At 41.1% G+C, this 15,883-nt stretch carries 20 protein-coding genes; 4 read left to right on the forward strand and 16 right to left on the reverse strand.

All coding sequences use genetic code 11. The annotated features are described in order from the left end of the window. Window positions 1–128: 128 nt before the first annotated feature. The 6 genes from ACFVTB_RS01505 to ACFVTB_RS01530 all read right to left on the reverse strand — a co-directional run bounded on the left by ACFVTB_RS01505 (window position 129) and on the right by ACFVTB_RS01530 (window position 5,109). Complete coding sequence (locus ACFVTB_RS01505) at window positions 129–1,739, reverse strand: xylulokinase (protein WP_387744084.1); 1,611 nt, start codon at window positions 1,737–1,739, stop codon at window positions 129–131. A gap of 228 nt (window positions 1,740–1,967) precedes the next feature. After that, window positions 1,968–2,351 carry a VOC family protein gene (locus ACFVTB_RS01510; protein ID WP_387744086.1) on the reverse strand — a complete coding sequence of 128 codons (384 nt, stop codon included), beginning with the start codon at window positions 2,349–2,351 and terminating at the stop codon, window positions 1,968–1,970. 48 nt (window positions 2,352–2,399) lie between these two features. Further along, window positions 2,400–2,678 (reverse strand): ArsR/SmtB family transcription factor, encoded by a 279-nt coding sequence (locus ACFVTB_RS01515; protein WP_387744089.1) that lies wholly within the window; start codon window positions 2,676–2,678, stop codon window positions 2,400–2,402. Window positions 2,679–2,827: 149 nt separating this feature from the next. Continuing rightward, entirely contained in the window at window positions 2,828–3,457 is a 630-nt protein-coding gene (locus ACFVTB_RS01520; RefSeq protein ID WP_387744092.1) for a polysaccharide deacetylase family protein, read from the reverse strand. A 29-nt stretch (window positions 3,458–3,486) separates the two neighbouring features. Then, entirely contained in the window at window positions 3,487–4,443 is a 957-nt protein-coding gene (locus ACFVTB_RS01525; RefSeq protein ID WP_387744095.1) for a putative glycoside hydrolase, read from the reverse strand. A gap of 12 nt (window positions 4,444–4,455) precedes the next feature. After that, window positions 4,456–5,109, reverse strand: a complete 654-nt coding sequence (locus ACFVTB_RS01530; RefSeq protein WP_387744097.1) for a polysaccharide deacetylase family protein — start codon at window positions 5,107–5,109, stop codon at window positions 4,456–4,458. A gap of 119 nt (window positions 5,110–5,228) precedes the next feature. Between ACFVTB_RS01530 and ACFVTB_RS01535 the strand changes: the two genes are divergently transcribed. Continuing rightward, window positions 5,229–5,474: a spore coat protein GerQ gene (locus ACFVTB_RS01535; protein ID WP_387744100.1), complete on the forward strand. Its 246-nt coding sequence runs from the start codon at window positions 5,229–5,231 to the stop codon at window positions 5,472–5,474. Here ACFVTB_RS01535 and ACFVTB_RS01540 read toward each other — a convergent pair. Next, window positions 5,471–6,589, reverse strand: coding sequence for a UDP-N-acetylmuramoyl-tripeptide--D-alanyl-D-alanine ligase (locus ACFVTB_RS01540; RefSeq protein ID WP_387744103.1), 1,119 nt, complete (start codon window positions 6,587–6,589; stop codon window positions 5,471–5,473). The genes ACFVTB_RS01535 and ACFVTB_RS01540 overlap by 4 nt on opposite strands. An 85-nt stretch (window positions 6,590–6,674) precedes the next feature. Between ACFVTB_RS01540 and ACFVTB_RS01545 the strand changes: the two genes are divergently transcribed. Then, on the forward strand, window positions 6,675–7,157 hold the full coding sequence (locus tag ACFVTB_RS01545; protein ID WP_387744106.1) for a cell wall hydrolase: 483 nt from the start codon (window positions 6,675–6,677) through the stop codon (window positions 7,155–7,157). Here ACFVTB_RS01545 and ACFVTB_RS01550 read toward each other — a convergent pair. The 3 genes from ACFVTB_RS01550 to ACFVTB_RS01560 all read right to left on the reverse strand — a co-directional run bounded on the left by ACFVTB_RS01550 (window position 7,154) and on the right by ACFVTB_RS01560 (window position 10,039). After that, entirely contained in the window at window positions 7,154–7,888 is a 735-nt protein-coding gene (locus ACFVTB_RS01550) for a glycosyltransferase (RefSeq protein WP_387744109.1), read from the reverse strand. The two genes, ACFVTB_RS01545 and ACFVTB_RS01550, sit on opposite strands and share 4 nt — an antisense overlap. A 108-nt stretch (window positions 7,889–7,996) precedes the next feature. Beyond that, a complete protein-coding gene (locus ACFVTB_RS01555; protein WP_387744112.1) occupies window positions 7,997–8,977 on the reverse strand; it encodes a CgeB family protein in 981 nt (326 codons plus the stop codon). An 81-nt stretch (window positions 8,978–9,058) separates the two neighbouring features. Continuing rightward, window positions 9,059–10,039, reverse strand: coding sequence for a CgeB family protein (locus ACFVTB_RS01560; protein WP_387744114.1), 981 nt, complete (start codon window positions 10,037–10,039; stop codon window positions 9,059–9,061). Between the two features lie 86 nt (window positions 10,040–10,125). Between ACFVTB_RS01560 and ACFVTB_RS01565 the strand changes: the two genes are divergently transcribed. Next, window positions 10,126–10,743 carry a polysaccharide deacetylase family protein gene (locus tag ACFVTB_RS01565; RefSeq protein WP_387744117.1) on the forward strand — a complete coding sequence of 206 codons (618 nt, stop codon included), beginning with the start codon at window positions 10,126–10,128 and terminating at the stop codon, window positions 10,741–10,743. Here ACFVTB_RS01565 and ACFVTB_RS01570 read toward each other — a convergent pair. From ACFVTB_RS01570 to ACFVTB_RS01595, 6 genes are all read right to left on the reverse strand, one after another. Next, on the reverse strand, window positions 10,736–11,719 hold the full coding sequence (locus ACFVTB_RS01570; RefSeq protein WP_387744120.1) for a CgeB family protein: 984 nt from the start codon (window positions 11,717–11,719) through the stop codon (window positions 10,736–10,738). The genes ACFVTB_RS01565 and ACFVTB_RS01570 overlap by 8 nt on opposite strands. A 191-nt stretch (window positions 11,720–11,910) precedes the next feature. Then, window positions 11,911–12,372, reverse strand: coding sequence for a hypothetical protein (locus tag ACFVTB_RS01575; RefSeq protein WP_387744123.1), 462 nt, complete (start codon window positions 12,370–12,372; stop codon window positions 11,911–11,913). Between the two features lie 486 nt (window positions 12,373–12,858). Further along, window positions 12,859–13,077: a helix-turn-helix domain-containing protein gene (locus tag ACFVTB_RS01580; protein WP_387744126.1), complete on the reverse strand. Its 219-nt coding sequence runs from the start codon at window positions 13,075–13,077 to the stop codon at window positions 12,859–12,861. A gap of 10 nt (window positions 13,078–13,087) precedes the next feature. Further along, window positions 13,088–13,570: a DUF2975 domain-containing protein gene (locus tag ACFVTB_RS01585; protein ID WP_387744129.1), complete on the reverse strand. Its 483-nt coding sequence runs from the start codon at window positions 13,568–13,570 to the stop codon at window positions 13,088–13,090. A 247-nt stretch (window positions 13,571–13,817) separates the two neighbouring features. Further along, window positions 13,818–14,321, reverse strand: a complete 504-nt coding sequence (locus ACFVTB_RS01590; protein ID WP_387744132.1) for a hypothetical protein — start codon at window positions 14,319–14,321, stop codon at window positions 13,818–13,820. A gap of 39 nt (window positions 14,322–14,360) precedes the next feature. Beyond that, the gene (locus tag ACFVTB_RS01595) at window positions 14,361–14,717 is read right to left on the reverse strand and encodes an LSm family protein (RefSeq protein WP_387744134.1); all 357 of its coding nucleotides are present in this window, start codon (window positions 14,715–14,717) and stop codon (window positions 14,361–14,363) included. Between the two features lie 227 nt (window positions 14,718–14,944). On the opposite strand from ACFVTB_RS01595, the gene ACFVTB_RS01600 reads away from it, so the two are divergent. Beyond that, window positions 14,945–15,655 (forward strand): class I SAM-dependent methyltransferase, encoded by a 711-nt coding sequence (locus tag ACFVTB_RS01600; protein WP_387744137.1) that lies wholly within the window; start codon window positions 14,945–14,947, stop codon window positions 15,653–15,655. Window positions 15,656–15,883 lie beyond the last annotated feature (228 nt).

Below are 15,883 nucleotides of genomic sequence, written 5' to 3' on the forward strand. Positions count from 1 at the left end.
GTTATGTATTTTTAAAACTTCACCCTCTATTATATCAGCTATTCCGCCCGCGGGATCCGAACCCCCCTTAAAATTCGGCCGTACTAGCTCCGGCGGATCGAACGAGCAAGCTAATTTTCTGCCGGGAGTCATGACTTAAAATTTTCTATAAAATGATCTGCCGCTGCTTGTTCAATTGCCAACCCTGCTGTGTAACGCTCCATAAACAAGGCAAAGCCATCCACATCAGTACGGTCAGGATAAACCTTTTGTCCTTTTGCATCCTTGAACACTTTTGTCGTAAGGTAATCAGCCAAGCGCTCGTCCTGTTCCTTGTTAACCATATAGGATGTCAAAATGGCCATCCCCCACGCGCCGCCCTCACCTGCCGTAGACATGACCGAAACCGGAACATTCAGTGCAGCCGCACACATTTGTTGAGCGACTAGCGGCGTTTTGAACAATCCGCCATGCGCCAAAATATGGTCAATCGTTACATGCTCCTTCTGTGTCAAAATATCCATTCCGAGCCTTAGTGCAGCAAACGCGGTAAACAGATGTACTCTCATAAAGTTCGCCAGATTGAAGCGGCTTTCTGGAGAACGGACGAACAGAGGACGGCCTTTTGAAATCCCGGTAATGTTCTCACCTGAATAGTAGCCGTAGCTCAGCAAGCCGCCGCCATCAGCATCTGCTTCCAGCGCTTTATTGAACAGGACGCTGAATAACTCATTCATGTCAGGTTTCAATCCCATTGCTTCATAAAATTCACGGAACAAGCCGAGCCATGCATTAATATCGCTGGAACAGTTGTTAGCGAGTACCATGCCAACAGGGCTGCCGTCAGGTGTAGTCACGATGTCAATCTCAGGGTATACGGATATTTCTTTATCCAAGACAATCATGGCAAAAACAGACGTACCTACGGAAATATTGCCGGTACGCTTTTTCACACTATTCGTAGCGACCATGCCTGTACCGGCATCTCCTTCTGGAGGACATAGCGGAATACCTGATTGAAGGCTGCCTGATGGATCTAATAGTCGGGCACCCGTTTCATTGAGATAGCCAGCATGTTCACCCGCCGTATAAACTTTAGGTAAAATATCTTTAAGATTCCACGGGTAGTCTTTATCAGCAATTAATTCGGCAAACTGCTTCATCATCTGTTCATTATATTGCAATACAGATCCGTCAATTGGGAACATACCAGAAGCATCTCCCAAACCAAGAGCCTTGCTGCCAGTCAACAGCCAATGAATGTAACCCGACAAAGTTGTAACATAATCTATGTTTGTGACATGCTCTTCTTCGTTTAATATCGCTTGATACAAATGTGCAATGCTCCAGCGTTGAGGAACTTTAAATTGGAATTTTTCGGTTAGCTCTGCCGCAGCCTTACCCGTTGTGGCATTCCGCCATGTACGGAACGGAACCAATAGCTCCCCTGCCTTATCAAGCGCAGTATAGCCTTGCATCATGGCAGAACAACCAATTGAACCGATTCTTTGCAGCGTTACCCCATATTTATTTTCAACCTCTTGCTTTAATTGGCGATAGGTTTCTTGCAGCCCGTTAATCATTTCATCGAGATCGTAGGTCCAATAACCATCGATCAATTGATTTTCCCACTCATAACTGCTAGAACCGATTGTTTCAAACTTGTAATTAATCAGTACAGCCTTGATTCGTGTGGATCCAAATTCGATGCCGAGCGAGGTTTCTCCCCTGACTATCGCTTGTTTCATGTTTTGATCCATGATGGCTTGCGCTCCTCCTTTAAAATGCACGAGTTTAAGTTTCTGGTAATCTTGGAGTGATAATAGCATTTATCACTTAGTTTGTCTATTAAACAAACTAAGTTTATATTCTCCGAATTGACTGTCCCCCGTCTTGTCTCGGATGACTAGAACTTAATATCATAAAACAAAAAAACCGCAATTTATGCGGCTTTCAATATCACTATGTTGTTGTCATCGGACTTGGATTTACCTCTGAATGATCTGAATAAGGTTTCCGCAAGTGTCGTCAAAGACAGCGATTGTGAAATTACCCATTTTTGTCGGTTCCATCGTAAACTTTACACCGTTTTCCGATAGTCGTTTATACTCCTCTTGTATATCCTCAACACCGAACATAGTTGCCGGTATTCCATCGGCAACTAGTTTCTTTTGATACTCTTTCGCGGCAGGATGTTCATTCGGTTCGAGCACAAGCTCGGTACCGTCTTGCGCATCTTGAGAGACAACTGTGATCCACCTGTACTTACCGGTGGGAACATCGTGCTTTTTTACGAAGCCTAGTACTTCTGTATAAAACGACAAAGCCTTGTCTTGATCCTGAACGAATATGCTGGTAACAATAATTTTCATTTTATATTTCCTCCCATTGCATTTTCATTATTGAAGTGTTCCATAAAATCACTCTATCCATCCTTTTAGCAATTGTCTCAGCGGCTCGTTGTTGAAGTTAACCATTCGATATTTCCCTCTTTTAACCGTATTAATGAGCCCTGCCTCCTCCAACACAGCAAGATGTTTAGCTATGGCTTGTCGCGAAATGGATAGGTTGTGCTTCATAATGAGACGTGACGTAAGTTCATACAACGTCTGCTCATTGCGTTCGGACAATTCGTCCAACATCAGCCGCCTTGTCGAATCACTAAGAGCTTTGAATATAGCATCTTTTTCGTCCTTCATATTGTGATAATAAGCAACCCACAGGTTGCTTGTCAAGTATAAGCAACAGTACAAAAAGTGGACTATTCCGTCCTCTAAAACGGATGTCCACATATGTTGTGTAACACTATATAAAACCAGCTCCGCAGAACCACTGGAATTGGGATGGCTCATTTTAATCGAGCATGATCATTCACAGAAAGTAGTTGACTTACACTAACAAACTTGAATCCCCTTTTCTTTAAGCCAGAGAGAATCAAGGGAACGGCTTTAAGAGATTGTGTCCATGGATCGCAAGCATGCAGCAATACAATAGATCCCGGACGTGCGCATGGAACCACACGACGAACGATGTGATTAATATCCTGTAGCTTCCAATCCAGAGAGTCTGTGTCCCAATGGACAATTGTTTGCTTTAGCGATTGTAATTTGCGTGCAACACGCATGTCGATGTCTCCGCTAGGGGTACGAATCATTCGCGGTTTAACTCCAGTTGCGCGATAGATATATTTTTGGGCAGTCAAAATATCTTTCTCAATCCAGGCATTCGTTTTGGTGGTGTAATTTTTATGTTGGTGACCGTGTGAGGCAATTTCAAAGCCCATTTTCTTTATTCGCCGTGCGATACCAGGGTTTGCCTTGACCCACATGCCCGTTAAGAAGAAGGTTGCTTCTCTCACACCGTGTTTGCGCAGTAAATCAAGCATCGCGTTAGGAACATGGCTGCCGGTTGCGATATTGATAGTGATGGCTAGCCGTTTTTTCTTGGTGCTCACTTGTTCAATAATAGACGGCTGCATCGGTTACTCTCCAATCCATTTATATATTCCTAATAAATACTCTTCGGGTATTTGCTATTTATATTCCATAGGAGATACTCATTAATGCCATGTGCATGCAATGCTCGAATTTGATCTAATACTTCTTTGGCCCCGTACCTTTTTTGTAATGAAAAAGCTTGAAGCCACGGACGAATGGCTGCAGTGGCTTTTCCACTACGTTTAATAATCGCATTTCTTTTCACGGCGTCTGCTAATCCTCTATAAAGGACTTTATAGGGCTCATTTTCAGGATTTTTTAACTTGTAACTATTTTTCGCATAATAGGATGGATAGATCATGGGCGATATGCAATCGACAACTTGTGTGATCTTTTCCCATTTTTGACCTATGCCCATGTCATTTACAGCGGAAGTAACAAATCCAAATACGTCTGCCGAAATGCGGACATGAAATGGCCTCAATGCACGTTTGACAAATCTAAAAAATGAAGTCAGATTTTCGACTTTACTCAGTTTGGCCGGATTATGAAAGGCAATCTGGTGATCAACTACATTTGCGTTCTCCGGATAACGGACATAATCGAACTGAATCTCGTCGAATCCTAACCGCGCAGCTTTTTTTGCAATATTTATCACATACCGCCATACTTCTTTCCGAAAAGGATCTACCCAACCGATCCATCCTTTTTGTTTCCATATGCCACCGGATTTTCGCTGTATAGCCCAGCTTGGTTGTACTTGTGCCAGTCGAGGATCTTTAAATGTAACCACCCTCGCAATACGATAGATGTTATTTTTCTTTAGGCAAGCCATCTGTTTTTTTATGTTTATGTCGTTAAATTTTATAATGTTCCCGTTATCGTCTTTGACATCGATGACAACGGCATTAAATCGACTGCTTGAACTAATGAGTCGAATATACTCCATACATCGTTTATTATCAGCGAAAACAGTCGGGTTTAAATAAATCCCTCGGACATGATGATGTTTCTTGCCGAGAACCAATTTACAATCACCTCATAGTTTAAATTGATAATTAAAAGAGTTTTTAGAAAGACATTTAAACACAAAGTTTCTTTTTCGAAGCTTTCGAATGATGAAGGGCAATGCCTTTATCGAGTTTTCGCTAAAATCATGAAAGAGAATAATAACTCTCGATTTGCCTGTACATTCGGAAATGACTTTGTTCATAATCTCTTTTGAGGTTAGAGGTTTTGGTTTAGTTGGATACGAATCGCCAGAATCAATATTCCAATCAAAAAACTGATATCCTCTTCTAGACAACGCGGTAATGATCTTCTTTCGAAGTCGACGGCCGCCTGGAGAGCTTAAGATCCAGTTATCGGATCCATAGGGGAATCGATATATCATCGGTGTTTTACCAATTATCCTCTTTAGCGCAAGTTCCATTCGATTGAAGTCTTTTAAGAACGCAGCTTTTGATGAATAGATTATGTGATGATTATGGGTGTAGGTATGATTACCTATTGCATGTCCTTGTTGAATGATTCGACGATACATCAACCGACCAAACTTAGTTTCATTCCCATTCACAAAGAAAGTCGCTTTTACGCCATTATGCTTAAGCAGTCGCAGGATGCGTGATGTATTTTTAACTGGTCCGTCATCAAAAGTCAAATAGGCGACTTTCTTCAGATAATATGATGACATAGCAACAGTCCCTTTCGTTTTAAAGTAGCTATTGTTCCATAAGAATCTTTAAAGTCCAAGCTATAATACATCTCATTCATATACTATTCTCAAACTATTATTTATTTAGGAGAGATGGTATGAAAAGAGTTCAAGTCAAAGGTAAAGATGTTCGGCAAGGTGGATTGACAAAGTATTTAAATAGAAAGATCGGAGTAATGGCAACTTTCTACATGACCTATCGTGACAACAAAGAATGGAATGCGAAAATATTTAGAGGGAACATCGTATCCGCATCCAATGGGCTTGTAGTGCTTAGTGACCCTGCAACAGGCATGCAGTATATATTGCGATACCGAAACCTCGACTATATCACGTTTGACTAACTTGATGATCCAATTTTTCTCATCCTATTTCCCTTTCGAAGCATCCATTCAACAACATGCATCATTTTAACTTTTTGACCGTTTGTCGAACCCTTTACTAAAAAAACGCTATTCTGCCCAAGGTCTTTGGAAAGCTGTTTTTTCAAATTGTTAATGTCAGTGAAATGCTTAACCCTCTTAAGCGGCAAACCGGATTCCATCGCCCCGATCCCCAAATATTTGGAATATAAACCATATGTGTAAAGCCGGTAAAGTCCTTTCTTTGCAAGTTTGCGACCTTGTGCAAGGTGAATTGACTTGGCATATTTGCCAAGGTCTCGAATATCAGCTAATACAGCTATTTTTCGCTGATTTCCTACCCCAATACGTTCCAAAACCTCCATGGCAGGTTCTAATTCAGGTTTGGTATTAAAACTGTCGTCTATAATAATGCTTTTAACTGTTCTTTTTATTGATAAACGGGCATAAGGTTTCTCCATTTTTTTCAAACCCGTTCTGATTTCAGGTGTACTACACCCGAGTTGATGAGACACAGCAATTGCAAAAAGGGCATTATAAACGTTACATTCTCCGAAGCATGGAATATTAAATACCCTCGTTATTCCGTTCAGCCTAACACTAAACTTCATGCCATTACTTGTATAAGCTATTTTCTTGGCACGATAATCCCCTGGACCGTGAATTCCTATATAAAATACCTTCCCCTTAAAAGACTTGATATGCAGTAATCTGGAGTTCTTGTCATCTCGATTAATAAACAAGATACCTGAAGGATCCATTCCGTGTATAAGTTCGGATTTGGCCGCTGCTATTCCTAGAATCCCATCCTTAAAATTACCAATATGTGCTTTGCCTATATTGGTAATGATACCTATCCAGGGCTTAATCAATCGGCAGTGACTCCGGATATCACCCTTCATCTTCATGCCGTACTCCAACACAATTGCCTGATCCGCTGCTTTGATTTGCTTCATATATTGGGATATGAACCAAGCGTCGTTGCCATTTTCAAACGATTTAAAGGTCCTCCAACGCTGGCTCAGAATCGAAGCCAGCATTTCTTTAGTGGTCGTTTTTCCTGCACTGCCCGTTATGGCAATGATGGGTTTACGCATGTTCTCCCTCCTTAGGAGCACTTAATAAAATTGCAAGGAAGCCAATTCTAAATCATTCCATATTTTTTCAAAAGGAGGTGAATGAATGAAGATTCGCGAGCGATTATCATTATTAGGGTATGAGAAAGAGTCTTTGAAAGCCTCACTCTTAGCCTTCCAGCATGACTTCCATACCCACCCCCTTAATACATTTCAACGATTAAAGCAGTTGACGCAAGGGGAGGTTACCTTAAACCTACTTGCAAGAGTTATCTACAGCGAAGCTATGGGAGAACCTTATTTAGGTAAGGTTGCTGTAGGAGCCGTTGTGCTGAACCGTCTTGCATCGCCAAATTTTCCAAATACGCTGGTGAATGTTATTACTGAGCCTCTTGCTTTTGCTGTAATTGGCGACGGACGCTTTTGGCTGAAACCCAATCGCCTCGCTTATAGAGCTGCTAGAGACGCACTAAAGGGAATGGATCCGACGAGAGGTTGCCTTTTTTTCTTCAACCCAGATAAAGCGACTTCCAAATGGATAAGAAGGTTAAAGCCTAAATTGAGGATCGGACGACATGTATTTGCCTAGTCCTTATATACAGCATAACGTTTGTAATTTGAACGACTAACCTTAATTATTTTACTTTGAGATTTTAATTTTTTATCACTAATTTTCCAGGTATGATACTTTTTCTCGGCACGTCTATTAATGACATAGTGATAACAGTCCGTTGAATAAATTCTGTAGCCTTTTTTATGACTGCGTTTCAGAAATCCTACAGTTTCTCCTAGAGAGACGGGAGGGAATTGAACCTCATCGAATATCTGTTTTCGACATAATAGCGTTGCGCCTGCAATTTGTTTTACTTCTCGCATTTGCTTCTTTGGGTAACGAAGAAAGAGCTTGGAATCAGCTTCTAAGTGGACAAGACAAGCCCTTTTTCCCACTATATCTGCTTTTGATTTGGCTAATGCATCCATCATCGTATTTAAATAATACGGCGAATAATAGTCATCATCGTCAAAGCGTGCTATAAATCCATAACGAGCTTTACGAATCGCATCATTAAGACAAGAACCGAGCGCTCTCTTTGCAGACCTTTTAAAGATCGAAATATCCTTTCGTGATTTGCACCTATTACGATATTCTGCTAATTTCATTGAGTCGTTATTTAAAATAAGAATCAGCTCTTTGGATTTATACTTCTGACGATTATAGTTTGCCAGTAATCGTTTGATGTATTTAGGCCGATTGGTGCAGGTAATCACGGATACTGGTTTTGATTCATAACGAATATTGAATTTCCCCTTCATCTTCATTACAAATTGCCTCCTACCCGATGTGCCGGATGCCTGCATCCTCACAATTCAAACTAATACTGTCGTGAACCCATTTGGACAGGTCCTCCCGCTCCTAGGATTCTGTCATTAAATGATTTTGTGCTTCCGTAAAAGCTGTATCATATACCCGGCACGTTTGGTATAGCTATGCTTCCTGACCGCAAGTTTACCTAGTTTACGTATCTTTTCGCGCTCTTTAGGGTGTTGAAGATAATAGTTGATTAACCGTCGAGTCTGCTCTGCCGAGTTAGAAACGACTAGTTCCCTTCCTCGTTTAAATAACCGGCGTATTTCAGGAGTATCGCTCGTAATCAAAAAACCTCCTGATCCCAGTATTTCATAAGTTCGTTGGGTCACCTGATTGAGTTGATTCTGGGGTCCAATAACGATTTTAGCCGAGTTATATACTTTATGAGCATCAGGGTAAGGCAAGTAACCATGTATCCATTTGCGTGGAACCCGCCTTCCCAGAATAGGCTTCATTAACTCCCACTGTCTCCCCCAGAAATCTACTCTTGTACCGTCTTGAATTAATGGACGAATGAGATGTTTGATCGATTTAATACGAAAATGCTTAGGGTACATTTTTAAAATTCGAGAATATCCATTAGCTACAACACCAATATCACATTTGAACCTCTTAATGACCTTACCTGCTTTGTGAACCTTTGGATGGTATCCAAAATCCATATGTGCGGCCATGATTCCTATTTTCTTATAATTTCTGACCATGGATCGGCAAATAGTAAATACGAAATCAGGCTTAACCGTACGCACATAAGGAAGAGTAAAAGAATCATGATGAGTAGGGTCTTCTGTAGCCCAGTACACATGCGGAATTTTCGATGAAGCTACGTATTTGCGCACCAAGTATTGTTTATACTTTTCATGCTCGGGGGTCCATCCCATGCTAATAATCAGATCCGGTTTAAACGTTTTAATCAGCAGAGGCAGCTTTTTTTTTGTCAACGTACCTGAAATTTTAATTGTGTGTCCAAGATCCCGAAATCCATTTGGGAGCCCGTGAATCCACATCGGGTGATTTTCCAGAAATAAAACCCTCATCATTGACCCTCCGTGATTTGATTATTATAAGATTTGAGCAACAATATTCAGAATCGGAATCCTTGCGTTCTCAGGTACTTAACTTCACTTTAAAAGTCCCTTCTTCTGTAAGACGTATAACAGGAATTTTGCACGCTCCGTGTAGGTATGTTTGGCAATTGCCCTCCTTCCGTTTAGTCGAATTCGTTCCCTCTCCTTCTCATGCTTTAAATAGTAACGAACCTTCTCCAGGGTCTGTATTGGACTGGAACTAACTACAACATCTCTTCCTGGCTTTAATAACGCCCTAACCGCAGGAGTGTCAGACGTCAAAAAGAACCCCTCGGAACCCAAAGTTTCAAACGTTCTTTGCGTCAGCATATCCGTATAATTCTGCAAGCCAAGGACGATCTTCGCCGAACTGAATACTTCGTTGACTTTTTTGTATGGGATATGTCCCTTGATTGAACTTTTAGGAATAGATCGGCCTAAAAAAGGCTTCATTCGAGACCAGTTCCGTCCGTAAAAATCAATTCGAAAACCATGTTTTAGAAGAGGATGAACTAGGATACGAAGGGATTGGCGGCGGTACAGTTTTGGATATTTGCGGAGCACATCAGGGTAAGCGTTCGCGATTACTGCAATGTCTGTTTGATATTTAGCCCGGATTTTGGTTCGGAAGTGAACCTTAGGGTGATAACCATAATCCAGAAAATCAGCAGCATACCCCATTTTCTTAAATTTTTTTGCCGTTTTCTCTGAGATTGTAAAGGTATGATCGGGTTTCATACGTCTGAGAAGAGGAAGCGTAAAAACCTTCGTGAAGTTAGGATCCTCGGTTGACCAGTAGACAAGCGGAATTTTAAACTGTGTTGCTAGTTTCCTTACCATTCGTTGTTTGGATTTCGTATGATCGAGTCCCCATCCTACCGAAATCAATAAGTTTGGTTTAAAGGAGGTTAGCAGTCGGATAAGCCTTCCTTCCTCTACTGGCCCCGACATCTTAACGTTATGGCCCAAATCACGTAGACCGTCCGGCAATCCATACGACCATAACTTGCCTCGTTCCAGAAACAAAATGTTCATGCCATCACCATCCTGTATATGACACCTACATAACCAAATTTCCGGGATCAACATATATATGTTGATAAAGGAGGAGTAAGATAAATATGGCCTACGAAGCGGTTTACAACGTTAAAATTCGCAACAAATGCATTGCCTTAACATTTGATGTTGGCTGGGGAAAAAAAGTCCTATCGCCAGTACTAGATACGTTGTCCGCCAATCATGTGAACAAAGCGACTTTTTTCCTGTCCAGTACCTGGGTGAAGGAACGTCCCCAACTGGCTCTAAAAGTGAAAGCAAGAGGTTATGAAATCGGGTCTCATGGCCAGCTACATGAAAACTATACGGAACACACCAATGCATGGATTATCCGGGAAGTGAAGCAAGCTCAAAATACTATTAACAGAGTAACAGGCATAAAATGCCGTCTCTTTCGAACTCCTAATGGAGATATGGACCAACGTGTCGTCCGACTCCTTGGTAAGTTGGGCTATAAAACCATTCATTGGAACGTAGATTCTCTAGATTGGAAGAATCCTGGAATCAAAAATATTATTCAGAGATCCAGTACAAACGTCAAATCTGGAGATATTCTATTGTTTCACGCCAGTGATTCTGCTCGTCAAACCGCCAAAGCCCTGCCTAGCATTCTGCGTAGGTTGAGAAGACAAGGTTTTCAATTTGTGACCGTTTCGGAACTGCTTTCCATGCGCATTAAATAATGCCGTGTTTCTGTAAAGTTTTAATCACATAGGCCGCCCGTTTTTGATACGTATGTTTGGCAGCCGCCCTAACGGCGTTTGCACGAATTTTCTCCCTTAGCCTAGGGTTCTTCGTATATTTAAGGATTAATTTTTTTGTATCATGTGCCGAATTTGAAACTAATAAATCCCGTCCAGGCCGGAACCATTTGCGAACTTCAGGAGTATCATCTGTAATCAGCAGTCCACCAGAAGACATTATTTCATAGGTTCTTTGAGTAAGCCGGTCTTCCGCATTTTGCGGGCCAATGACAAACTTCACGGAGTTGTAGACCTTTATGGCATCTGTGTAAGGTAAGTAGCCGTGAATCCATCGCTTTGGAACTTTTGTGACAAATATCTTTTTCATACTCCCCCAATTTCGTCCATAGAAGTCCACTTGGACCCCTGCTTTCAAAAATGGGTTAACCAGCTTTCTTAAGGACTTGAAGCGGTAATGTCTAGGCTTCTGAACATATAATTGCGGATACGCATTTGCGACAACCGCCACTTCTCCTTGATATTTTTTGACACTCTTCAATCTGCGGTGGGTTTCGGGATCACTTCCGAAATCCAAATGAGCCACACGAAGAGATTTTTTTCGGAATTTTTGAACTGTCGGCCTATGGATTGTAAACACAAAGTCAGGTTTCGTTCTGCGAATGAGTGGTAGAGAGAAGTTCTCGGTATAACCAGGGTCTTCGGTTGACCAATAAACAAATGGAGCGCCTGACATTTTTACCAGTTTGGCAATAAGTCGTTGTTTCCTCGGGGTACTGTTCGCTGGGGTCCACCCAATGGCTATAATAAGTGTAGGTTTGAACCGCCTAATCAGTTGTTCCGTTTTCTTGCCCGGTTTGCATGTTTTGACCTTATATCCTAACTTTTCGAATCCTTTTGGCAATCCATAAATCCACATTGGATGGTGCTCCAGAAACAATATCCGATGAAAAGTCATATCGCACTCCTTAAAAAGGCATGTATCCGTACAGATGTCTCATTATATTCACCAGCTGCCTGGGTGAAATAGGCGGCAACCTATTAAGTTATAAACGGTCAAGTCTAAATGTTAGAACAACATGAACTGAACGCAGCGATGCCATAATTGACAAAGATGAGCCCCAGGGATTTTCGGAGGCTCATCTTTGTTTACTTCGTATTTAAATATCCTCCACGCATGCTAAATGGAATATCCTTTTTCCCTTGTTGTACAAATCCATTTAGTTCAACAAGGGGATTATCGAAGTTTAATAAAGCTGAATCACCAAATACCTCTTTTATCGGCGCAACAATCGTGTATTTGATTTTTTCACCTGATTTAAGTTTTATTGGTTTACTACTTTCGGTCTCTCCCTCAATTTTAAATGGATTTCCTTTAGAGCCACTTGTCGTGATCACAGGATAATACAAATAAAAGTTTAAAAATTTAATTTCTAATTTACCTGTATTGAATACTTCAAATGAATAAGTTCTATATTCATCCTTTATCTCTTCATTAAGCAAACTAATCTTAATGTCATTATTATCAAACGGGGTTCCTTCATCTTTCGCTGTACAGCTTGTTAAAATGGTTAGGAATAATATCAAAAAGATAAAAATATATCGTTTCATAGTTGATGTACTCCTTACTTTTATCAATTGTACGTTGTTTCAACTCATTGCTATTACTTTAAACTCTATCGGAATTTCAATCAAATGCAATAATTCAAACCTGACTTTGATTCACTTCTATCAATCATGCAGATCGTGCTATAATCTCAAAAGAAGAGGTGATATCATTGGGTTTCTTAATCGTTGTCATTATTTTTGCAGTATTATTTGGTGTTTTCAAAAAGAAGAACTAATTATGTTCCTGACCTCGATCGGCAAACGAAATATGTTCTTGTCATTGGTTTTTGACAAGAATATATTTCGTTAAAATAAAAAAAACGCAACAAAGCGACTATTTTGATACTATACGAAGAAAGTTAATCCAATTCAATTGAGCTTAATAATATATATAAAGAGGGTGTCCATCTTATCCATAATTGCGGAAAAGATGGACACCCTCTTGGCAAAGCTTTCATTTTGAGGGAGTTAATTAAATTTGTTGTCTGTTTAATGAGTGTCTTCGTCGTTTTTGTACTCCAAGATATCACCCGGCTGACAATCTAAAGTCTTACATATCGCTTCTAATGTTGAAAAACGAACAGCTTTTGCTTTCCCGTTTTTCAGAATGGAAAGATTCGCCATAGCAATTCCAACCCTCTCCGAAAGTTCGGTTACGCTCATTTTCCTTTTTGCCAGCATCACATCAACATTGATGATAATCGCCATGATATTCACCTCAGATCGTTAAATCACTTTCTGATTTTATAGTAATAGCTTCTTGTAAAAGTCTTTGGAGAACAGCAGCAAAAACGGCGATCACCATAGAGGCGAAAATAATGACCAATGCGAGGGGGATGAAACTTGGAGGGTCAATTTTCTTCGCCATGAGATAGTAAAGCGGCATACCCAGCAGGTACAAGGTACTGATTGTGATCGCACAGTATTTTATATTCTTTAAAGCCTTTACGGATAATTCCGAGAACGCTTGATTCTTATCAATAAAGCTTAAAAGTTTAAATGCTTGATACAGAGCAAAGTAAAAAGGTATCGCTGCCGCGTACATATCGATTAAAACGAGAGATTTCATATATACAATATCTGGATATAATTCTCCAGCAAAATTCCCGATCTTAGGCACCAAAAATATGCACAATGCAAGAACTAGGATTCCAATAAGAATATCAGCCATTTTCAAAAAGAGTGTTGTTCCCCGTTTCATAAAGAGCACCTCGCTAATTTAATTATAAAATGACTTTAACACATGATTTATCGTTTTACAATAAATTAGTGTTGTTATTTATTATATATTTATTGTTATTAGAATATCCTTTTGTTATAAAGTAGTCTGGGCATGCCAGTCGAATTCATGCTGCCAATAGCTTGCCAGCTCCTTTATGTATAAGCTTTTCTGCATAAAGACAGCCCGCCAGGGATTCCCGGCAGGCTGAGCAATACGTAATAACGCATCAGATTTTGAACATACCCATTAAAGGCATAATCGTCTTGACCATTTTAAAACCGACTTGGAATTTCGGCAGCATTTGTTTAAAAGACCCGAAAATACCGCTCTGCTGTTCTCCTCCTGCCGGCCCTGACTGGCCTTCCGCATCCTTTTGATTTATTGGACTACCCGCCCCCGAAAAAACTGACGGGCCGGATATTGGCTTGAATAAGCCTGATGCCATTGAACCAAAAGAATTGATCGCGCCGATCCCTCCTATCAAGGAATCCAACAGTCCCGATACTTGGACTTCCGGTGTCTTGGAACGATCAGAAAGCTTGACCTTCCCACAGTTTCTGGTTCCTGAAAGAATTAGCTTGTGGTCATAAATGGACTGAACCGTTCCGACATAACAGTCACCATTATTTAACAACACACAAACGGGCTGCCCGACGCAACGCTTAGCTTTTTTGACTGCACGAACTCTTCCCTCAGGCTCTCTTTTTTTAGGAGATTTCCTGGATGCCATCGCGACTCCTCTTTTCACAGATGTAATCATGTCAACGAATTAAATAAAGAAGAAAGGCAAAATGAAAAGCGAAGCAATGAATGCAAGCGGAAAAAAGAAGCTGCCGCCGCCGAACCCTCCACAACCTCCACCGAAACAGTCACAACCTCCGCCATAATAACCGGACAGTCTGGCTTTATGCTGGGAGCGAGTTTGTTTGGTTGAATGCTTTCCGTTCCGAACGGACGATAGATATAAAGGCTTCTCGTCAAAAGTACAGCCCTCCACCATTAACTTACCGTCTTTTACTCCCTTTATCGTTCCGATAAAATGCCTTCCGTCATGCGTAACCGCACTAACCCTCCGTCCGATGTATGGATAGACCGTCCTATGAGAAACCGGGTAAATTTCCTGCATAACCTCATTCCTCCTAACCTGATGCACTTATATCCTAGACTATGAAAAAATCTGCTATAAGGTCTGTACGATTGTCTTCTATTTGAAAAAAAAACGAGACGTGTACCATTCTCTTAAGCAGTAACAGAGGATTAAAAGATCACAGAGCGCGCCTCAAACAAGTAGCGAAGAATGGGTGCAGTCATAACGGAGGTTATGCATAGGATATCGGAAGAGGTGAGCAGGCGATGGATTATCATACATTATTAGCTCGACTTGGCGAAGGAAGTGCGCATCCCGGTGGTTTTCAAGCGACCAAAGAATTAATCGAACAGATCAGCTTTCCGCGCGGCACAAAAGTGCTGGAGGTAGGATGCGGAACAGGCCGGACTGCATGTTATTTAACCAGCTTAGGCTGCAACGTGACAGCAATAGACCGGAACGAAGATATGATTCAAAAAGCGACTTACCGCGCGAAAATAGGCAAATTTCCCGTACGCATCGTAAAGGCGGATGCTGCTTCTATACCTTTTCCGAATGAGACGTTTGATGCCGTTTTTACGGAGTCGGTTACGGCTTTTACCCAAGGGAGCTCTGCTATTCGCGAATACTGGCGGGTGTTGAAGCTGAATGGTGTCCTATACGATCGCGAGCTGGCATTTGCCAGGAAATTAACTACGGAGCAAAAGAAAAAACTTCAGTCGTTTTACGGACTTCATCATATGCGAACCGTTCCAGAATGGCAGAAGCTGATGAGCAAATCAAAGTTTCATAAGTACTCCGCGTCTCATTTTTCGCAGATGAAACAGCTTGCCAACGATAACGACCCTTTGCGGGTAATCGATCACGAGCTATTCACCAATTCAGATGTCGTTGCCATGATGATGAAAAATGAGCGCCTGATGAGCAACTTCTCCAATGTGATGGGCAGTATTGTAATTACGGCTTGGAAAGGCTGAGTGAAGATGCCGTGTTCCTAGAATTCCTGCATTTGCTCCTCCGAGACAGTGTCGCCATCAAAGACGACTCCTTGTTCTTGTCATTGGTTTTTGACAAGAACATATATCGTTAAAAAAAAAGCCGCAACTACGCGACTTTTAAACAAATATGTTCATGTCACCCGACAGGATATTTCAACATGTCTCTGTAACCAATTGAACTGAATTATTATTCGAGCTCATAATTCC

Origin of the sequence: Paenibacillus sp. NPDC058071 (assembly GCF_042885235.1) — a bacterium.
Classification (GTDB): Bacteria; Bacillota; Bacilli; order Paenibacillales; family Paenibacillaceae; genus Pristimantibacillus.

What these genes read in the sequence shown, in the direction of transcription:
- ACFVTB_RS01600 (WP_387744137.1), top strand. Translation starts at nt 14,945, where the DNA reads ATGGATTATCATACATTATTAGCTCGACTTGGCGAAGGAAGTGCGCAT.
- ACFVTB_RS01570 (WP_387744120.1), bottom strand. Translation starts at nt 11,719, where the DNA reads ATGACTTTTCATCGGATATTGTTTCTGGAGCACCATCCAATGTGGATT.
- ACFVTB_RS01590 (WP_387744132.1), bottom strand. Translation starts at nt 14,321, where the DNA reads ATGGCATCCAGGAAATCTCCTAAAAAAAGAGAGCCTGAGGGAAGAGTT.
- ACFVTB_RS01560 (WP_387744114.1), bottom strand. Translation starts at nt 10,039, where the DNA reads ATGAACATTTTGTTTCTGGAACGAGGCAAGTTATGGTCGTATGGATTG.
- ACFVTB_RS01545 (WP_387744106.1), top strand. Translation starts at nt 6,675, where the DNA reads ATGAAGATTCGCGAGCGATTATCATTATTAGGGTATGAGAAAGAGTCT.
- ACFVTB_RS01585 (WP_387744129.1), bottom strand. Translation starts at nt 13,570, where the DNA reads ATGAAACGGGGAACAACACTCTTTTTGAAAATGGCTGATATTCTTATT.
- ACFVTB_RS01580 (WP_387744126.1), bottom strand. Translation starts at nt 13,077, where the DNA reads ATGGCGATTATCATCAATGTTGATGTGATGCTGGCAAAAAGGAAAATG.
- ACFVTB_RS01520 (WP_387744092.1), bottom strand. Translation starts at nt 3,457, where the DNA reads ATGCAGCCGTCTATTATTGAACAAGTGAGCACCAAGAAAAAACGGCTA.
- ACFVTB_RS01555 (WP_387744112.1), bottom strand. Translation starts at nt 8,977, where the DNA reads ATGATGAGGGTTTTATTTCTGGAAAATCACCCGATGTGGATTCACGGG.
- ACFVTB_RS01550 (WP_387744109.1), bottom strand. Translation starts at nt 7,888, where the DNA reads ATGAAGATGAAGGGGAAATTCAATATTCGTTATGAATCAAAACCAGTA.
- ACFVTB_RS01515 (WP_387744089.1), bottom strand. Translation starts at nt 2,678, where the DNA reads ATGAAGGACGAAAAAGATGCTATATTCAAAGCTCTTAGTGATTCGACA.
- ACFVTB_RS01530 (WP_387744097.1), bottom strand. Translation starts at nt 5,109, where the DNA reads ATGTCATCATATTATCTGAAGAAAGTCGCCTATTTGACTTTTGATGAC.
- ACFVTB_RS01505 (WP_387744084.1), bottom strand. Translation starts at nt 1,739, where the DNA reads ATGGATCAAAACATGAAACAAGCGATAGTCAGGGGAGAAACCTCGCTC.
- ACFVTB_RS01510 (WP_387744086.1), bottom strand. Translation starts at nt 2,351, where the DNA reads ATGAAAATTATTGTTACCAGCATATTCGTTCAGGATCAAGACAAGGCT.
- ACFVTB_RS01565 (WP_387744117.1), top strand. Translation starts at nt 10,126, where the DNA reads ATGGCCTACGAAGCGGTTTACAACGTTAAAATTCGCAACAAATGCATT.
- ACFVTB_RS01595 (WP_387744134.1), bottom strand. Translation starts at nt 14,717, where the DNA reads ATGCAGGAAATTTACCCGGTTTCTCATAGGACGGTCTATCCATACATC.
- ACFVTB_RS01540 (WP_387744103.1), bottom strand. Translation starts at nt 6,589, where the DNA reads ATGCGTAAACCCATCATTGCCATAACGGGCAGTGCAGGAAAAACGACC.
- ACFVTB_RS01575 (WP_387744123.1), bottom strand. Translation starts at nt 12,372, where the DNA reads ATGAAACGATATATTTTTATCTTTTTGATATTATTCCTAACCATTTTA.
- ACFVTB_RS01535 (WP_387744100.1), top strand. Translation starts at nt 5,229, where the DNA reads ATGAAAAGAGTTCAAGTCAAAGGTAAAGATGTTCGGCAAGGTGGATTG.